Below are 18286 nucleotides of genomic sequence, written 5' to 3'. Positions count from 1 at the left end.
TCCATACTAGACCTCCGCGAGTGCGCACCTGAGTGCGTACGGAGGTGACGGCGAACCCGGGCGGGTCAGGCCCGTGCGGCTCCCGGTTCGGCGCACTCGCACACGTCCGGCGACCAGCGCGACTCGCGCAGTGCCCAGTCGCCGATCGGGTTCACACCCGGCCCCGCCGCGAGTGCGTGCGCCGCGAGCGCGTGCAGGCACTTGACGCGCGTCGGCATGCCCCCCGCGCTGATGCCGCGGATCGGTTCGACGACCTCGATCGACTCCCGCTCGGCGAGGTACCGCTCGTGGGCCGCGAGATACGCGGCACGGAGCTCCTCGTCCTCCGCCAGGCGATCCTGCATCTCGACCATGAGCTGCGCGGCCTCGAGCTGCGACATCGCGATCGTCGCGGCCGGGTGCGTGAGGTAGTAGAGCGTCGGGAACGGCGTGCCGTCGTCGAGCCGCGGGGCCGTCACGACGACCGTCGGATTCCCGCACCGACAGCGCGCGCCGATGCCCACGACACCACGCGCGGTGCGTCCGAGCTGTGCGGAGACGACCGCGATGTCGGCGTCGCTCGCCGGATCGAACGCGCTCACTTCACCTCGCCCTCGTCGGCCGGCGTGTTCGTCGTGCCGCTCGCCACGACCGACTGGGTGAACGTCTGCAACCAATTGCTCTCCGTCTCGTGCTGTTCCACACTCACGCTCGTCGGCTGCGTCGGTGCCGCGGTCGGTGCCGAGTCCACCACGAGGTAGTTCGTCTCCCCCGGCTTCACGAACAGCAACCGGCCACGGGCCTGCGCCTGCACGTACGCCGGATCCGTCCAGCGCGCCTGCTCGAGGGTGAGTGCGTCGATGTTCTGCTGCGTCTGGGTGAGCGACTGCTGGAGGTCGCTGATGCGCTGCCGTTGCTCGATGAGCTGGGTGACCGTCGGGGCGAGCACGGCGACCCCGAGGAGCACCGCGACGAGCATGAGGATCGTCGCACTCGACGGGCGTGGCACGGGGCGCCGCTCCGAGCCGCTGCCCGCCGTCGCGGCGCGGTGCCGACGGTCGGTCGTGGTGGGGCGTCGGGCCATGGTCGCGTTCCTCTCGCGTCGATCCGGTCCCCTCGGTCGGGGTGGGCCGGGGTCGTCGACGCATCATCATGCCAGTCCGGGCGCGCAGTGCTCGGCAGGCCGTGCCGTTCGTCGCGATGCCACGGCGGGATCACAGGTGCCCGGGCCGAACGCCGGACGGGCCGGGTTCGCACCCGGCCCGTCCTGTGTCCCGTTCGGGACGCGCTACGCCGTGGGCGTGAAGCGCGGGAAGGCCGAGCGGCCCGCGTACTCCGCGGCCTCGTCGAGCTCCTCCTCGATGCGGAGCAGCTCGTTGTACTTCGCGACACGGTCACTGCGGGCCGGCGCACCGGTCTTGATCTGGCCGCAGTTCGTCGCGACCGCGAGGTGCGCGATCGTCGTGTCCTCGGTCTCGCCGGAACGGTGCGACAGCACGGCCGTGTAGCCGTGACGCTGCGCGAGCGAGACGGCGTCGAGCGTCTCGGTGAGCGTGCCGATCTGGTTGACCTTCACGAGGATGGAGTTCGCGGCCTTCGCGTCGATCCCGCGCTGCAGGCGCTCGGGGTTCGTGACGAACAGGTCGTCGCCCACGATCTGCACGCGGTCGCCGATCGCGGCCGTGAGCTTCGTGTAGCCCTCCCAGTCCTCCTCGTCGAGCGGGTCCTCGATCGAGACGATCGGGTAGTCGACGATGAGCTGCTCGTAGAACGCGACCATGTCCTCCGCCGAGTGCTTCGCGCCCTCGAAGGAGTACACGCCGTCCGCGTAGAACTCGCTCGACGCGACGTCGAGGCCGAGCGCGATGTCGCGGCCGAGGACGTAGGGCGTCGTGCCGATCGCCTCGACGATCAGGTCGAGCGCCGCGCGCGTGTTCGCGGCGTCGGGAGCGAAGCCGCCCTCGTCGCCGAGGCCCGTCGACAGGCCCTTCGACTTGATCGTCGACTTCAGCGCGTGGTAGACCTCGGCACCCCAGCGGAGGGCCTCCGAGAAGGTCTCCGCACCGATCGGCAGCACCATGAACTCCTGCACGTCCACGCCCGTGTCGGCGTGCGCGCCACCGTTGATGATGTTCATCATCGGCACGGGCAGCACGTGCGCGTTCGGGCCACCGACGTAGCGGTAGAGGGGCAGGTCGGACGACTCCGCGGCGGCCTTCGCGACCGCGAGGCTCACGCCGAGGATCGCGTTCGCGCCGAGACGCGACTTGTTCTCGGTGCCGTCGAGCTGGATCATCTCCTGGTCGATGACGCGCTGGTCGGTCGCGTCGAGGAACTCGATCGCGGGCTCGATCTCGTCGACGACCGAGTCGACGGCCTTCTGCACGCCCTTGCCGCCGTAGCGCTCCGGGTCGCCGTCACGCAGCTCGTAGGCCTCGAAGGCTCCGGTCGACGCGCCCGAGGGGACCGCGGCGCGCGAGACGACACCGTCGTCCAGCAGCACCTCGACCTCGACGGTGGGGTTGCCTCGGGAGTCGAGAATTTCGCGGGCGTGGACCGCATCGATGTTTGCCACGTACATGCTCCTCAGGAGATCGTCTGCGCGGGGATCGGCCGCGGTGCGGCCGCTGTCAGTCTAGCGAGGCCGACTCGGCGGCGGTCCCACGTTCGGCGTCCTGTCGGGCGACGATCAGCGCCGAGGGGCGACGATCAGTGCCAGCGGGCCGCGTCGCGCTCGGCGCGGTCGTCGACGCCCGCGATCACGCGCGCGGGATTACCGACGGCGATCGACCGCGGCGGCACGTCCCTCGTCACGACGCTGCCCGCACCGACGACGCTGTCGCGCCCGATCGTCACGCCGGGCGTCACGACGACGCCACCACCGAGCCACACGCCGTCCTCGATCGTGATCGGGTCCCCGCTCTCGATGCCCGTGCGGCGCAGTTCGGGGTCGAGCGGGTGAACGGGCGCGAGCAATTGCACGTTCGGGCCGATCTGCACGTCCGCACCGATCGTGATGGGCACGACGTCGAGCGCGACGAGCCCCGCGTTGACGAACGTCCGGTCGCCGATCGAGAGCTGCGTGCCGTAGTCGACGAAGATCGGCGCGACGACGACGACGTCCTCCCCCACGTGTCCGCACAGCTCGCGCAGCACCTCGGTCGATGCCGCGGGGTCCTCGAGTTGCACGTCAGCGAAGCGGCGGGCGAGGCGCCTCGCGCGCAGCGACGCGGCCGCGGTCCCCTCGTCGCCGCGATACGGCAGACCGGCGACCATGCGCGCGTACTGGCCCACCGGCTCGCCAGCACCGCCCGGCTGCGGGCCCGCGGTCACGTGCTCGTCGGTCATGCGTCGGCCTCCTCGCCGATGGCCTCGAAGCGCAGCGACGCCGGATCGGCGACGTGCTCGTCGCGGAGGTGCGCGACGTGCGTGAACCCCTGCTGCTCGAGCTGCGTGATGAGCGCGCGCACGTTCTTCGGCTTGCGCTCGACACGGACGCGTGCGGCGTCGCCCGATGCGAGCACCGCGCGCTTGACGGCGACCGCATCGGCGGCGGGCAGCCGCCGGTCGACGAGGAGCGCCACCTCGCGAGCGACCGACGCGTCGTCGTCGAGCACCGCGAGATCGATGATGCGCTCGAACCCGAGCGAGAAGCCGCAGGCGGGCACGTCCTGTCCGAGGAATCGGCCGATCATGCCGTCGTAGCGGCCGCCACCCCCGACCGACGAGCCCGACTCGGGGTGGGCGACCTCGAAGATCGTGCCCGTGTAGTAGCCCATGCCGCGCACGAGGGTCGGGTCGAACACGATCGGCACGCCGCCGGATGCCGCGACCGCCGTCGAGATGCGATCGAGCGCGGTGGCCGCGTCGTCGACACCGGGCGCCTCACGGAGTGCGGGCGGGAGCGCGTCGAGGATCCCCTCACGTGTCGGCGCGATGCCCGCCGCGATGCGCGGCTCCCACCCGGCGAGCACCTCACCGAGCCGCGCCGCCGCGTCCGCATCGCGCTCGTGGAGCTCGTCGACGACGCCCTCGGCGCCGATCTTGTCGAGCTTGTCGATGGAGATGAGCGCCGCCGCCTGCTCGTCGTCGGCGAAGCCGCAGCCCGCGAGCAGCGCGCCGAGCAGGCGCCGGTCGTTGATGCGGATCGTGCACGCCCCGAGGCCGAGTGCCTGGAGCGTCGCGGAGCCGGCCGTGAGCAGTTCGATCTCGGCGAGCTCCCCCGGCTCGCCGAGCACATCGATGTCGCACTGGACGAACTGGCGGTAGCGCCCCTTCTGGGGACGCTCGCCGCGCCAAACCGGCGCGACCTGGATCGAGCGGAACACGGTCGGCAGGCTCCCCCGGTGGGTCGCGTAGAACCGCGCGAGCGGCACCGTGAGGTCGAAGCGCAGTCCGAGGTCGCTGAGCGCCGCGGCGTCGTCGGCCGCCGCGGCGGCCTCGAGCTCCTCGCGCGAGATGCGGCGCTTGAGCACACCGAACGACATCTTCTCGTTGTCGCCACCGAGCCCCGAGTGCAGCCGATCGGACTCCTCCATCACGGGCGTCTCGATCTCGTCGAAGCCGTGGGCCCGGAACGTCTCGCGGATCACCGCGAGCACACGCTCGCGTCGGCGCTTGTCGGCGGGCAGGAAATCACGCATACCGCGGGGCGGGTTGATGGAGGTAGACACCCCGTCATCCTCCCAGGTTCGGCGGGTGCGCGTCGGAGCCTCGCGCGCGGCCCGCCATCGACCACGAACGTGTCCCTGACGTGTTCGCTCCGCGACGTGGTCGAATCGTGAGCGCACGACGACCGACACGAGTCCTCTAACACGAGTCGTCCTCCGTACGGAATGCACCGGAGTCTGAACATCGGGACTCACAGCGCGCGGCGCGGGCCCCCACCTAGCCTTCCGCCATGACGATCATCGCGGAGGGTGTGAGCCGCTCGTTCGACGGGGTCGACGCGGTCCGACACGTCGACCTCGAAGCCCGGCCGGGACGCGTCACCGCACTCATCGGCCCGAACGGCGCCGGGAAGACGACCCTGCTCCTCGTGCTCGCGACGCTCCTGCGTCCCGACACCGGACGCATCTCCGTCGCCGGCTTCGACCCCGCCACCCACACGGCCGACGTCCGCCGTCGGCTCGGCTGGATGCCCGACAGCCTCGGCGCATGGGAGGGCCTCACCTGCCGGACCGCCCTCGCACTCACGGGCCGCATGTACGACCTCCCCGCCACCGAGGCGACACGACGAGCAACCGGACTGCTCGAGCGGCACGGCCTCGGCGCGTTCGCCGACCGGCCGACACGCGTCCTGTCCCGCGGCCAGAAACAACGCCTCTCCCTCTGCCGCGCGCTCATCAACGACCCACCCGTGCTCCTGCTCGACGAGCCCGCCTCGGGCCTCGACCCGGCCGCACAGATCGAACTCCGACATTTCCTCCTCGCCCTCGCCGCCGAAGGACGCACCGTACTCGTCTCGAGCCACGACCTCGACGAACTCGGGGCCATGCGCCCCGACGTCGTCTTCGTCCAGGACGGCCGCACCGCCCCCGCCGAGTCGGTCACACGCGCCCTCACAGCACGCCGTGGCTGGCGCATCCGCGCCCTCGACCCCACCGCCCTCGAACGCGTGCTCCCCGAACTCGGAGTCGCCCCCTACGACGCCGTCTTCCGACGCGACGGCGAACTCGTCATCCCCTTCGACTCCGAAGCCCAAGCCGCCGACGCACTCGCGCGCATCCTCGGCGCCGGCATCCGCGTCTCCGCCTTCGCACCCGCCGTCGGCGAACTCGAACAAGCCTTCCTCGACCTCGCCACCGGACGGGCCTCGACGTCCCCGAGCGGTCCCTCCCACCACGAACCGGCCCGGCCCGGGGCGGGAGCGCCGGTCACCACGTTCCCGCGAGTCCCGCAGGCACCGCCACCGGCTCCCGGCAGACCACCCGAGACGAGCGGCGGAATCCCCCGCCCGCACGACGGCGCGCCCCGGCCGCACGACGCAGCGGTCACGGAATCGGGCGCCGAGCCCCGCCCGCCGGCCGCGACGGACGTGAACGACGCCGGTCCGGCGAACACGAGCACCGACACCCCGAGGAGCGACTCGTGAACGGCCTCCGACGCATCTGGACCGTCACCGAACTCGAACTCCGACAGCGAGTCGTGAGCAGGACGTTCTACATCCTGCTCTGCATCTTCTTCCTCACGCTGCTCGCCACGGTCGGCCTCATCGTCACGATCACGTTCACCGCCGCGTCGCGCTCGTCGGACTTCCGCGGCGACTCGGGTTGGACGTACGGTGCGTCCGTCTACCTCGTCCTGTTCCTCGCCACGATCATCACCCCCGTGCTCGCGGGCGGCACCATCAACGCCGATCGCTCGGCGGGCACCCTCGCGACCGTACAGGTGACCGCCGTGCGAACGCCCGAACTGCTGATCGGCAAGTTCCTCGCCGCCTGGATCTCGAGCCTGGCATTCGCCGTCGTCGCGATACCGTTCCTCGTCACCGGCGCCCTCATCGCGGGTCCCGGCGGCGGGGCGGCGGTGGTGCCGACGCTCCTGCTGCTCGTGTTCGAACTCGGCTTCCTGAGCGCGCTCGGCGTCGGTTTCTCGGGGCTCGTCCGCTCGCCGCTGTTCTCGATCATGTTCACCTACCTCACGGCCTCGGTGCTGACCGTCGGCACGCTCGTCGGATTCGCGGCCGGCGCCACCCTCTTCCTTCAGGAGAAGGAGACTGAAGTGCGCTCGTATGCCGTGGGGGCCGTGCAGAACGGCGCCTCGGTCTCGACGTGCGAAAGCAGCATCGAGATCATGACCTACCCACGCACCGACCTCGTCTACCCGCTGCTCGCCTTGAATCCGTACGTCATGATCGCCGATGTGACGCCCGTGAGCGCCCACGACGACGAGGCGCCGTCGATGCTCGGCGGCATCAAGATCCTGGTCCGGCAGGCCCAGATCACGCCGGAGATGCCCGACGTGATCGACTACTGCACATCCGACTACGGCTCGGACGCGCCCACGACGCAGGAGGTCCTGGATCGGACCGTCCCGACGTGGTTCATCGGTGGCGCGCTCCACACGTTCCTCGGCGCGGGCCTCCTCGCGCTCGCCGGGCTCCGACTCCGGACGCCGGCCGGGAAACTGTCCGCCGGAACGCGCGTCGCCTAGCGTCGCCCGTCGTCACCCATCGCCCGACACCCGTCAACGCGCAGACCGATGCCGCGGTTTCGCGTCGGTCGCGTCGGCCGATGACGCCACCGGCGCCTCGGCGGCCCTGATGCGCGCTTCGAGCGCACCGAGCGCACCGCGCAGCGCGCGCTCGGGATCGAGGCCCGCCGCACGGGCCTCACGCACCTCGTCGAGCAGCCGCTCGCCGAGCGCGTCCTCGGCCGCGCGGCGGCGTTCGGGTGACGCATCGCCGACGACCTCCGCGGCACGCGGCTCGATGCCGACGTCCGCCGCTCGCCCGAGCAGTTTCGAGGCGCGCGCGAGTGCGGGCAGGCTGTGCGGCACGCCGTCGAGCACACTCGTGCGTCGCGCCTTCTCGACGGCCTTCGCGTCGCGCCACATCGCGATGATCTCGTCCATGTCACGCGTGGGCCGTTCACCGAAGACGTGCGGATTGCGTCGGACGAGCTTGTCGGCCTGATCACGGGCGACGTCCTCCAGGTCGAACCCCGTGCCGTCGTCGCGTTGCCCCGCGACCGATGCGTGGAACAGCACTTGGAAGAGCACGTCGCCGAGCTCCTCGCGCACGTCCTCGGGCGCGCCGTCCTCGATCGCGTCGACGAGCTCGGCCGACTCCTCGACGAGGTAGGGCACGAGCGAGTCGTGGGTCTGTGCCTCGAACCAGGCGCAGCCGGTCTCGCCGCGGAACCGGGCGACGACGTCGAGGAGCCGTTCGAGTTCGGGATGCCCATCAGCCATACGCCGATTCTCCCCCACGCACGAAAGAAAGCCGGGTTGTTGCTACCGGGCCCCGGGCCCGGTAGCAACAACCCGGCTTTCTTCGCGGGCGGGGAGCACCCGGGCACCTCAGGGCGCGGGTCTGGAGGCCCAGGCATCCCCAGGGCGCGGGTCTCGGGGCCCGGGCGTCCCCACCTCGACCGGCGCCGGCACGGGACGCCGGCTACTCCGTCGCCGCACCGGCCCCCGGCCCGGCCGCCTGCTCCGGCTCGCTCTCGTCCTCGATGTCGAAGATCGCGCGCAGGATGCCCCGCACCCACGCGATCGTCTCCTCGTCGCTCGGAGCCCGTCCGTCGCGCTCCTCGAGCGTCGGGAACGCGAGCGACTTCGTCGCCTCCACGTACCGGGCGCCCGGATACATCCGCTGCAGGCGGATCTGTTTCGAATCGGGCAGCTCCGCGGGCGAGACGCGCAGCGTCTTGCCGAACAGCACGAGCTCGCTCAGCCCCGCCCGCATCGCGAGCCGTCGCAATCGCGACACGTCGATGAGGGTCCGAACCGGTTCCGGCGGCTCGCCGTACCGGTCGCGCAACTCGTCGAGCACGAGATCGATCGCGTCGGGCTTCGCGTTCGGCGCGGCCGCGCTCGACAGCTTCTGGTACGCCTCCAGCCGCAGCCGCTCGCTCGCGACGTACTCCTCGGGAACGCGTGCGTCGAGTGGGAGTTCGAGCCGCAGTTCCGTCTGCCTTTCCGCGACGTCGCCGCGGAACTGGCCGACGGCCTCGCCGATCATGCGCAGATACAGGTCGAAGCCGACGCCCGCGATGTGGCCCGATTGCTCGCCGCCGAGCATGTTCCCGGCGCCGCGCAGTTCGAGGTCCTTGAGCGCGACCTGCATGCCACTGCCGAGCTCGTTGTTCGCGGCGATCGTCTCGAGCCGGTCGGTCGCCGTCTCCGTGAGCGGCCGCGAACCGTCGTAGAGGAAGTACGCGTACGCGCGCTCCCGGCCACGACCCACGCGCCCACGAAGCTGGTGCAGCTGCGAGAGGCCGTAACGCTCGGCGTCGTCGATGATGAGCGTGTTCGCGTTCGGGATGTCGAGGCCCGTCTCGACGATCGTCGTCGTCACGAGCACATCGAACTTCCGCTCCCAGAAGTCGACGATGACCTGCTCGAGCCGCGACTCCGAGAGCTTGCCGTGCGCGACCCCGATGCGGGCCTCGGGGACGAGCTCGGCGAGCTCCGCCGCGACACGATTGATCGACGCGACACGGTTGTGCACGTAGAACACCTGCCCCTCGCGCAGGAGCTCGCGGCGGATCGCCGCGGCGACCTGCCGGTCGGAGCGCGGCCCGACGAACGTGAGGATCGGGTGCCGGTCCTCCGGCGGCGTCGCAAGGGTCGACATCTCGCGGATGCCCGTCACGGCCATCTCGAGCGTGCGCGGGATCGGCGTCGCGCTCATCGCGAGGATGTCCACGTTCGTCTTGAGCTTCTTCAGCGCGTCCTTGTGCTCGACACCGAAGCGCTGCTCCTCGTCGATGATGACGAGCCCGACGTCCTTGTAGCCGATCGTGTCGGTCAGCAGTCGGTGGGTGCCGATGACGATGTCGACCGAGCCGTCCGCGAGGCCCTGGATCGTCTCGGCCGACTCCTTCTTCGTCTGGAATCGGCTGAGCGGCCGGATCGTGATCGGGAATCCCGCCATGCGCTCCGAGAACGTCTCGAGGTGCTGACGCACGAGCAACGTCGTCGGCACGAGCACGACGACCTGCTTGCCGTCCTGGACCGCCTTGAACGCGGCCCGAATCGCCACCTCGGTCTTGCCGAAGCCGACATCGCCCGACAGCAGGCGGTCCATCGGGATCGGCCGCTCCATGTCACGCTTGACCTCGTCGATCGTCTGCAGCTGGTCGGGCGTCTCGATGTACGGGAACGCCTCCTCCAGCTCGTGCTGCCACGGGGTGTCCGCGCCGAACGCGTAGCCCTTCGAGGCCATCCTCGCCGAGTAGAGCTTCACGAGCTCGACCGCGATATCGCGAACGGCCTTGCGCGCCTTCCCCTTCGCGGCCGCCCAGTCGCTGCCGCCCATCTTCGAGAGCGCGGGGTTCTCGCCGCCGACGTAGCGCGTGAGCTGATCGAGCTGATCGGTCGGGACGAACAGCTTGTCGCCCGGGTGCCCACGCTTCGAGGGCGTGTACTCGATGACGAGGTACTCGCGCGTCGTCGTCGCCCTCGTGCGCGACGACGTCTTGACCTCGCGCGACACGAGCTCGACGAATCGGCCGATGCCGTGCGTCTCGTGCACGACGATGTCGCCCGCCTGGAGCTGCAGCGGGTCGACGACCGAGCCCGCGCGTCGACGCGCGAGCTTCTTCGGCTGGCGCGAGTCGTAGCCGACCTGACGGCCGTAGAAGTCGGTCTCGGTGAGCAGCGCGAGCTTCGACCCCGGGATCTCGACGCCGTGCTGCAGCTCGGAGCGCACGAGGTACACGATGCCGGGTTCGAGCTCCTCCGGGAGCTCGTCGACGCGACGTGCCGCGATCTCGCGCTCGGCGAGCACGCTCGCGGCGCGATCGACGAGGCCCGCGCCCTGACTCGTGACGACGACGCGCCACCCGTCGTGCACCCGGTCGGCGGTGTGCTGCACGGCGCCCTCGGCGTTGCCCGCGAAGCTCGGCACCGCCTCGCCGGCGACCTTCACCGCGAGCAGTTCGTCCATCCCGAGCTCCTCGACGGGCACGTCGAGGGTCTGGAACGGCGAGAACGTCCACCACGGCCGATCGCCGCGCGCGTCGTGGAGTGCGTTGACGGTGAGGTAGTCGCCCGACGCGAGGTCGATGGGCGCCTCGGCGCCGGCGACGGCGGCCGACCACGCGGCCTCGAGGAATTCTCGGTTCGTCTCGGCGAGGTTCGCGGCACGCGTCGCGACGCGCTCGGGCGAGAGCACCGCGACGGCCGCGTCGTCCGGCAGGTACGTCGTGATCGGCACGAGCTCGTCGACCAGCGCGGGCGCGAGCGACTCCATGCCCTCCACGGGAATGCCCTCGGCGACCTTCGCGAGGATCTGCTGCAGGTTCGGGAACTCGTGCAGCATCTCGGCGGCGCGCTGCCGAACGCCCTCGTCGAGCAGCAGCTCGCGGCTCGGCGTGAGCCTCGCGGCGCCGACCTCGCCCTCGAGCGAGCGCTGGTCGGTGACCGAGAACGCACGGATCTCGTCGACCTCGTCACCGAAGAAGTCGATGCGCAGCGCGTGGTCGGCATCCGGTGGGAAGACGTCGAGCAGACCACCGCGCACGGCGAACTCGCCTCGCCGCGTCACCATGTCGACGCGCGTGTACGCGAGTTCGACGAGGCGCGAAGCGACCGCCTGCAGATCGACGCCGCGCTGGCCGACCGCGAGATCGATCGTGGCCGGCTCGTCGAGGCGCGGCATGAGTGGCTGCAGCGCTGCACGGACGCTCGCGAGCAGCACGAACGGCCGCTTCGGCCCGTCCTCGCGTCGCCACTCCGCGAGCGCGCGCATCGCGGCGAGTCGTCGGCCGACGGTCTCCGCCGATGGGCTCAATCGTTCGTGCGGGAGCGTCTCCCACGCGGGGAACTCGATGATCGTCGCGTCGGGCAGGAACGCGCCGAGGTCGGCGCCGAACTGCTCGGCCTCGCGGCTCGTGGCCGTGATCGCGAACAGCATGGGCGGCGCGGTGCGCGCCCGTTCCTCGACGAGGGACGCGATGAGCGGCGCCCGCATACCGTCGACGAGGGAGAAATCGGCGTCCCGATCGGATTTGTCGAGGGCTCGGCGGACGTCTTCGGTGCCGTCGAGCGCCCGGAGGAAGGCGTGCAGAGTCACCAGAGGATCCTACGCGAGCCGGTCACGGCGCGGATACGGGCGTTCGCGGGCCGCAGAAAGCAGTGCGACGGGCGGATGCCGCCAGGCGGCTATCGATCGGTGCTGCCCGCGCAACCGCACCCACGACCGTCGTCGGGTCGCCAAGGGGTCAGCCGCTCAGTCTGTGCTGCCAGTAGCCGGGGTCGCGTCGTTCGTGAGCGTAGGCGAGGATCAGGATGCTGTGCGGTTCGACGGCATACACGATTCGGTACGGGTATCCGCGGACGGACCTGCGGCGAATCACCGTCCCATTGTCTGCGGTGGCGAAGAGTGGTGCGGCGTGCGGCCAACGGTCGATATGCTGTCGTGCCTATTGCGCTCGGTCGATGAGCGCGATGCCGGTCCCTCGCTCCTGCGCCTCGTACCAATGCACTGCGGCATCGAACTCGGCGACGGCTTCGGGGTGTTCCCGCTGTACCGGATTCACTCGATGAGAGCGGCACGCAACCGGGCGTAGTGTTCGTCGGCATCGACCAGCTCGACGGTACCTCCGCGTGCGTCGGCAAGTCGGCGTGTGGCCTCGGCCTGCCACGCAGCATCGACCTCGCTCATCTCCCCTTCGTCGCGGAGGCTCTCGAGCAGTGCGTCGGCGACGAGGGCGCGCTGATCGGCGTCGAGCGCGAGGGCGTCGCGGATCAGTGCCCAGGTGTCCGTTGCCATTCCTCGAGTGTACGTCTGGAGGTCGAAAACGGCCCGGTGCGCCCTCGTCGCCCGTGGACGGTCTGCGGCCCGATCCGCTCCCGCCCGGTGCGCGGCCTCCTGCGTCGCGTGGGCTCCCTCTGGGCGCGACGAAGCGCCGCGGTGATGGCCCGACGCAGCACGGCTCGACGGTGAGCGTGGTCGGGAAGTCGAGCGCACTCGATCCGGCCCCAGTACCGTCGGACGACGCCGCCCCGAACTCGCCGACCTGCAGTCCCCTCACCGACGGGTCCACGTGCTGGAGCACTCACGCCGGTGCCTGCGCCCCGATCACACGTCCGTCCGCGTCGAGCGGCTCACGTGAACAGTCCGTCGACCGACGGGAGCGGGACGTGCGCCGCGACCGGGCGCGGTGCGGCGGGACGACGTTCCGCGCTGCGCACGGCGTCCGTGTGCACCTCGTCGACCGTCGCGAGCGCGTCGGGTGTGAGGAAGCGGCTCGGCTTCGCGATGACGTGACGTGCGTGGAGGCTCGTGGGATGCGTCGGCAACCGTGCCGGCACGTACACGCGCAGCTCGTCGCGGGCGCGGGTGAGCGCGACGTAGAACAGGCGCAGCTCCTCCGCGAGCCCGTCCTCGGTGCCGAGCGACATGTCCGAGGGCATGGCGCCGTCCGCGGCGCGCAGCAGGTGCACGGCGTCCCACTCGAGCCCCTTCGCGGAGTGGATCGTGGAGAGGACGAGGTAGTCCTCGTCGAGGTGCGGACGCGAGGCCTGCTCGGAGCTCGCGCTCGCTGGATCGAGCGTCGCATCGGCGACGAACGCACGCAGGTCGCGCTGCGTCGCGGCCGCTCCGGCGAGCGTCTCGATGTCGTCGCTCCGTCGGGCCCAATCGGCGTAGTGCGCGCGCAGGAGCGGCACGACGGCTCGTCGGCACGCCTCGACCGCCTCGGGCACGGCGTCGCTCGCGCCCGCGAGCGCGAGCTCCCCGAGCGTCGCCGCGAGCGCCGTCCGTGCCCGCGGCGGCGCCTCCGCGACGAGGTCCTCGACGCGTTCGTCCCAGCCCGTGCCGATGTCGGCGAGCCGGGCCGCGAGTGTCCTCGCGGTCGCCTTGCCGATCGCACGGTGCCGCGTGAGGAGACGGAACCACGAGATCTCGTCCGCGGGATTCACCGTGACGCGGAACGCCGCCAACAGGTCGCGCACGTGCGCGGTGTCGAGGTACCCGATGCCGCCGTACTTGACGAACGGGATGCCACGGACGCGCAGCTCGATCTCGAGCACGTCGCTGTGGGAACCGGTGCGCATGAGCACGGCCTGCTCACGCAGGGCGGTGCCGTCCTGGTGGGCCGTGAGGACCGCTTCGGCGACCTCGCGGGCCTCGTCGTCCGCGTTCGTGCAGTGCACGACTCGTGGGCGTGCGCCCTGCTCCTCGCGCGCGGCCGTGAGACGGATGGGCAGATCGCCGGGCCGCACGACGTTCGCGAGGTCGAGCACGGCCTGTGTGGAGCGGAAGCTGCGTTCGAGGCGCACGAGCGTCGCGTCCGGCAGCTCGTCGTGCAACGCGAGCAGGTGCCCCGCGTCCGCGCCGCGGAATCCGTAGACGGCCTGGGCGTCGTCTCCGACGACGGTGAGCCCGTCGCCACCGGGACGCAGGAGCCGGACGATGTCGACCTGCACGCTGTTGACGTCCTGGTACTCGTCGACGAGCACGTGGTCCCACCGCGCGCGGATGCGTGCGCCCGTGTCGGGGTGCGCGAGCAGTGCCCGCCACGTCAACAGCAGATCGTCGAAGTCGACGAGTCCGCGCTCGCGTTTGCGCGCCCCGTAGTCGCGCAGGAGCGCGTTGATCTCGTCGGCGAACTCGAGCGCCCACGGGAAGTGCGTGGCCATCACCTCGCGCGAGGGTGTCGCGGTGTTGACGGCCCGCGACCCGATGTCGGCGATCGTGCGCGAGGTCGGCAGGCGGCGTCCGGTGCCCGTGAGTCCGTGGGCCTCGCGCAGGAGGTCGACGAGATCGACGACGTCGCCCGGATCGAGCACGGTCACGTCGAGCAGGCCGAGGTGCTGGGCGTGTTCGACCACGACGCGGTGGGCGACCGCGTGGAACGTGCCGCTCCAGAGACGCGCACCGATCGACGGGTCCCCGCAGAGCGCCGCGGCGCGCGTCGTCATCGACGCGGCCGCCCGACGTGTGAACGTGAGCAGCAGGATGCGCTCGGGAGCGACGCCCGATTCGACGAGCCGCGCGACGCGGGCGGTGAGCGTGCGCGTCTTGCCGGTGCCCGCGCCCGCCGCGACGACGAGCGGGCGCGCGTCGTGCTCGGCGGCCGCGAGCTGCTCCTCGACGAGCCCGCTGCGCCAATCGATATCGAACATACGTTCGAGACTACCCGCTCTCGATCCGCGAACGAACAGCACCCACCCGTGAACGACTGCCCCGAGCCCCACACTGCGAGACCGACCCTCTGCCGTATCCAGCCGGGTTGTTGCTACCCGGCCCGCGGCCCGGTAGCAACAACCCGGCTTTCTGTGCGCTCGCGTGGTCGCCCGATCGCTGTGACCGATACCCCATGGCCGCTGGGTGGATGTTCCGATGCCTGACCGTGCCGGACCCGGCCACGGCGCTTGGGAGGAATCTCAGCCGAACAGCGCACCGCGATCGCCACCGGCGCGCCGCGTGTGGCGGGGGCGAGCACGCACCCGCCACAGCCATCATCGCCTGGGCACCGAAGGACCCACCGCACGCGAATCCGGCCGGGTTGTTGCTACCGGGCCCGCGATCCGGTAGCAACAACTCGGATGGATTCGGCGCGGTGCACGCCTCGCGCATCCGTCACACCCGTCCTCTCTCGCACACCTCGTCCTCTCTCGCACACCTCGTCCTCTCCCGCACACCTCGTCCTCTCCGTCACTCGTCGTCATCGAGGAGCACCATGTTCGATCCCACCGTCGAGACCGATCTCGTCAGGCCCGATGTCACCGCCGACGACGCCGTCCTCCTCGCGCTCGACGCGTTCGGGATCACCGGCACGGTCACCGAGCTCGGCAGCAATCAGGACCGCAACTACCTGCTCACACCGAGCGACGACACCGACGGCCGGTTCCTGCTCAAGTTCGACAACGACGTGTTCCCCGACGACGACCTCGACGCGCAGAACAGCGTCCTCGTGCGGCTCGCCGAACGCGGCCTCGCCGTCCCCACCCCCGTCGCGGCGCTCGCCGGCGGCCGAATCGGCCGCGCCGAGACCCCCGGCGGGCGCGTCCTGCGGGCACGCCTCCTCATGTTCGTCGAGGGCGACTCGCTCGTCGACGACGGCCACCTCGCGACCGGGGTGCTCACCGCGCTCGGCAGCCTCGCGGGCCGAACCGTCGCCGAACTCGCGGCGATCGACGACCCGCGCCTCGACCGCGACCTGCAGTGGGACATGCGCAATGCGCTCGCCGTCGTCGAGGCCTATGCCCCCGAGGTGGACGACCCCGAGCGACGGGCGCGCGTCCTGCGGGCCGCACGCGATGCGTGGGCCGCCGTCAGCGACGTCGCCGAGCGCCTGCCCGTGCAGGTGATCCACGGCGACCTCACCGACGACAACGTGGTCGGTACCCGCGACGCGCTCGGTCGCGTCGTCCCCACGAGCATCATCGACTTCGGCGACCTCTCGACCGGCTGGCGGGTCGCCGAGATCGCCGTGACCGTCTCGTCCCTCCTGCACCACCAGGTGGACCGCACGTTCGACGTGTTCGAGACGGTCCGCGCGTTCGCCGAACGCGTCGCGCTCGACGATACCGAGATCGCCGCGCTCTGGCCCCTCGTCGTGCTGCGCGGCGCGGTCCTCGTGGTCTCGGGAGCGCACCAGGTCGCGCTCGAGGCCGGCAACGACTACGCCCGCGAGCGCATGGAACACGAGTGGCGCATCTTCGAGGCCGCCGACGCACTCGACACGGGCGTGGCGGACGCCGCGATCCGCGCGGCCACCGGCAGGGCCGCGACACCGACCCCGGAACCGGGCCACGTGATGCTCCCCGCGCTCGGGACGGCCGGCGCGACGCCCGTGCGCCTCGACACGGCGAGCCCGCACCTGCACCGTGCGGCCTGGCAGGACCCGGACATCGAGGACAGCCTCCTCGCGGATGTGACGGCGACGGGAGCGTTCGGCGTCCTCGCGTACGGCGAGCACCGGCTCACGCGGACGCTGCCGCCCGGTCTTGCGCTCCCCCGCACCGCCTCGCTCGCGACCGAGATCGCCGTCCCCGCGACCGGTACCGACGTCGTCGCCCCGTTCGACGCCGAACTCGCGGTCGACGCGCTGGGCACCCTCGCACTGCACGGCTCGTTCGGGCGCATCGAGCTTCAGGGGGCCACGGCGGACGAGCCGGGCCCCGTCGCGGCGGGCACGACGATCGGGCACGCGGACGGCGGCGCGCGGCTCGTGCTGCGATGGCTGCGTCCGGGAACGATCGAAGCGCCGGCGTTCGTGACGGCGCCCGAGCTGCCGGCGTGGCAGCGGCTGACCGCCGATCCGGCGCCACTGCTCGGCCTGTCACCCGCGGACTGGCTGCCCGACGCGGTCACCGAACGGCACCGTCACGAGTCGGCGATGGCCGGCGCCGCCGAGCGGTACTACGAGGTCGCCCCGCAGATCGAACGCGGGTGGCGCGAGCTGCTGTTCGACGGCACCGGACGGGCGTATCTCGACCTCGTCAACAACGTCGCCGGTATCGGGCACGGGCACCCGCGCATGGCGGACGCCGTGCACGAACAGCTCCTCACGCTCAACACGAACTCGCGGTTCCTGTACCGCGCGCTCGCCGACTACGTCGAGCGGCTCGTCGCCCTCGCCCCGGACCCGTCCCTCGACGCGGTGTTGCTCGTGAACTCGGGCTCGGAGGCCGTCGATCTCGCCCTGCACCTCGCCCGCGTGCACACGGGCCGCAACGACGTCGTGACGCTCCGCGAGGCCTATCACGGCTGGACGATCGCGAGCGACGCGGTGTCGACGAGCGCCTACGACAACCCGCACGCCGCGGCCACCCGCCCCGAGTGGGTGCACGTCGCGGACGCCGTCAACCCGTACCGCGGTCGGCACCGCGGCCCGGACTCCGGCGCGGCGTACGCGGCCGACGTCGAGCGGCTCCTGACGGCCCTCGACGAGGCGGGTCGGCCGGTCGGTGCGTTCCTGTGCGAGCCCGTCTTCGGGAACGGCGGTGGAATCGTGCTCCCCGACGGCTACCTGTCGGCCGTCTACGAGTCGGTCCGCCGCCGCGGTGGCGTGTGCATCGCCGACGAGGTGCAGGTCGGCCTCGGCCGCCTCGGGCACGTCATGTGGGGCGTCGAGCAGCAGGGCGTCGTGCCCGACATCCTCGTCGTCGCGAAGGCGCTCGGGAACGCGTACCCGCTCGGCGCGGTCCTGACGACGCGCGAGATCGCGGCGTCGCTCGAACACGAGGGCATGTTCTTCTCGTCGGCGGGTGGCGCGACCGCGTCGGCCGTCGCGGGGCTCGCGGTGCTCGACGTCATGCGCGACGAGGGCCTCCAGCACAACGCGGCGGTCGTCGGCGACCACCTCGCGGCACGGTTCGCCGAGCTCGCGACGCGGCACCCGATCGTCGGCGCGGTGCACGGCACGGGGCTCTACCAGGGCGTCGAGTTCGTGCGGGATCGTGTGACGCTCGAGCCGGCCGTCGAGGAGACGGAGTGGGTGTGCGAGCGCCTGCTCGACCACGGCGTGATCATGCAGTCGACCTCCGAGCGGCGCAACGTGCTCAAGGTGAAGCCGCCGCTCACCCTCACGGCAGCACACGCCGACCTCTTCGTCGACGCGCTCGACGCGGTGCTGAACGAGCTCGAGTCACGCACCGCCTGACGCCGAGCGGAACGCCGGAGCGG

The 18286-nt window shown here is 71.4% G+C and carries 12 protein-coding genes; 3 read left to right on the top strand and 9 right to left on the bottom strand.

The features are described from left to right. Positions 1–65 precede the first annotated feature (65 nt). From HNR16_RS03415 to hisS, 5 genes are all read right to left on the bottom strand, one after another. Entirely contained in the window at positions 66–581 is a 516-nt protein-coding gene (locus tag HNR16_RS03415) for a DUF501 domain-containing protein (RefSeq protein WP_158040098.1), read from the bottom strand. Further along, positions 578–1063 (bottom strand): FtsB family cell division protein, encoded by a 486-nt coding sequence (locus HNR16_RS03410; protein WP_158040099.1) that lies wholly within the window; start codon positions 1061–1063, stop codon positions 578–580. The genes HNR16_RS03415 and HNR16_RS03410 overlap by 4 nt, the downstream gene beginning before the upstream one ends. 204 nt (positions 1064–1267) lie before the next feature. Beyond that, on the bottom strand, positions 1268–2554 hold the full coding sequence (gene eno / locus HNR16_RS03405; protein WP_158040100.1) for a phosphopyruvate hydratase: 1287 nt from the start codon (positions 2552–2554) through the stop codon (positions 1268–1270). A gap of 134 nt (positions 2555–2688) precedes the next feature. Beyond that, a complete protein-coding gene (locus HNR16_RS03400) occupies positions 2689–3327 on the bottom strand; it encodes a maltose acetyltransferase domain-containing protein (RefSeq protein WP_225737817.1) in 639 nt (212 codons plus the stop codon). Beyond that, complete coding sequence (hisS, locus tag HNR16_RS03395; RefSeq protein WP_158040101.1) at positions 3324–4652, bottom strand: histidine--tRNA ligase; 1329 nt, start codon at positions 4650–4652, stop codon at positions 3324–3326. The genes HNR16_RS03400 and hisS overlap by 4 nt, the downstream gene beginning before the upstream one ends. Before the next feature lie 227 nt (positions 4653–4879). Between hisS and HNR16_RS03390 the strand changes: the two genes are divergently transcribed. Together HNR16_RS03390 and HNR16_RS03385 are read left to right on the top strand one after the other, a co-directional pair. After that, a complete protein-coding gene (locus HNR16_RS03390; protein WP_158040102.1) occupies positions 4880–6073 on the top strand; it encodes an ABC transporter ATP-binding protein in 1194 nt (397 codons plus the stop codon). Beyond that, positions 6070–7134, top strand: a complete 1065-nt coding sequence (locus HNR16_RS03385; RefSeq protein ID WP_158040103.1) for an ABC transporter permease — start codon at positions 6070–6072, stop codon at positions 7132–7134. Before HNR16_RS03390 ends, HNR16_RS03385 begins: the two co-directional genes overlap by 4 nt. Positions 7135–7167: 33 nt before the next feature. Here HNR16_RS03385 and HNR16_RS03380 read toward each other — a convergent pair whose 3' ends face one another. From HNR16_RS03380 to HNR16_RS03365, 4 genes are all read right to left on the bottom strand, one after another. Further along, a complete protein-coding gene (locus tag HNR16_RS03380; RefSeq protein WP_158040104.1) occupies positions 7168–7893 on the bottom strand; it encodes a MazG family protein in 726 nt (241 codons plus the stop codon). A 202-nt stretch (positions 7894–8095) separates the two neighbouring features. Next, entirely contained in the window at positions 8096–11722 is a 3627-nt protein-coding gene (mfd, locus tag HNR16_RS03375) for a transcription-repair coupling factor (RefSeq protein ID WP_377700624.1), read from the bottom strand. A 462-nt stretch (positions 11723–12184) separates the two neighbouring features. After that, positions 12185–12421, bottom strand: a complete 237-nt coding sequence (locus HNR16_RS03370) for an addiction module protein (protein WP_158040105.1) — start codon at positions 12419–12421, stop codon at positions 12185–12187. A 335-nt stretch (positions 12422–12756) separates the two neighbouring features. Further along, the gene (locus HNR16_RS03365) at positions 12757–14778 is read right to left on the bottom strand and encodes an ATP-dependent helicase (RefSeq protein ID WP_158040106.1); all 2022 of its coding nucleotides are present in this window, start codon (positions 14776–14778) and stop codon (positions 12757–12759) included. Positions 14779–15335: 557 nt separating this feature from the next. Here HNR16_RS03365 and HNR16_RS03360 point away from each other — a divergent pair. Further along, positions 15336–18263 carry an aminotransferase gene (locus HNR16_RS03360; protein ID WP_158040107.1) on the top strand — a complete coding sequence of 976 codons (2928 nt, stop codon included), beginning with the start codon at positions 15336–15338 and terminating at the stop codon, positions 18261–18263. The last annotated feature ends 23 nt before the right edge of the window (positions 18264–18286 follow it).

The organism is Pseudoclavibacter chungangensis, assembly GCF_013410545.1.
GTDB classification, from domain to species: domain Bacteria; phylum Actinomycetota; class Actinomycetes; order Actinomycetales; family Microbacteriaceae; genus Pseudoclavibacter; species Pseudoclavibacter chungangensis.
This window is presented reverse-complemented; position numbering and strand designations above follow the sequence as displayed.

Coding starts and splice junctions, on each gene's coding strand:
- HNR16_RS03390 (WP_158040102.1), top strand. CDS start 4,880: ATGACGATCATCGCGGAGGGTGTGAGCCGCTCGTTCGACGGGGTCGAC.
- HNR16_RS03370 (WP_158040105.1), bottom strand. CDS start 12,421: ATGGCAACGGACACCTGGGCACTGATCCGCGACGCCCTCGCGCTCGAC.
- HNR16_RS03365 (WP_158040106.1), bottom strand. CDS start 14,778: ATGTTCGATATCGATTGGCGCAGCGGGCTCGTCGAGGAGCAGCTCGCG.
- HNR16_RS03410 (WP_158040099.1), bottom strand. CDS start 1,063: ATGGCCCGACGCCCCACCACGACCGACCGTCGGCACCGCGCCGCGACG.
- HNR16_RS03400 (WP_225737817.1), bottom strand. CDS start 3,327: ATGACCGACGAGCACGTGACCGCGGGCCCGCAGCCGGGCGGTGCTGGC.
- HNR16_RS03360 (WP_158040107.1), top strand. CDS start 15,336: ATGTTCGATCCCACCGTCGAGACCGATCTCGTCAGGCCCGATGTCACC.
- HNR16_RS03380 (WP_158040104.1), bottom strand. CDS start 7,893: ATGGCTGATGGGCATCCCGAACTCGAACGGCTCCTCGACGTCGTCGCC.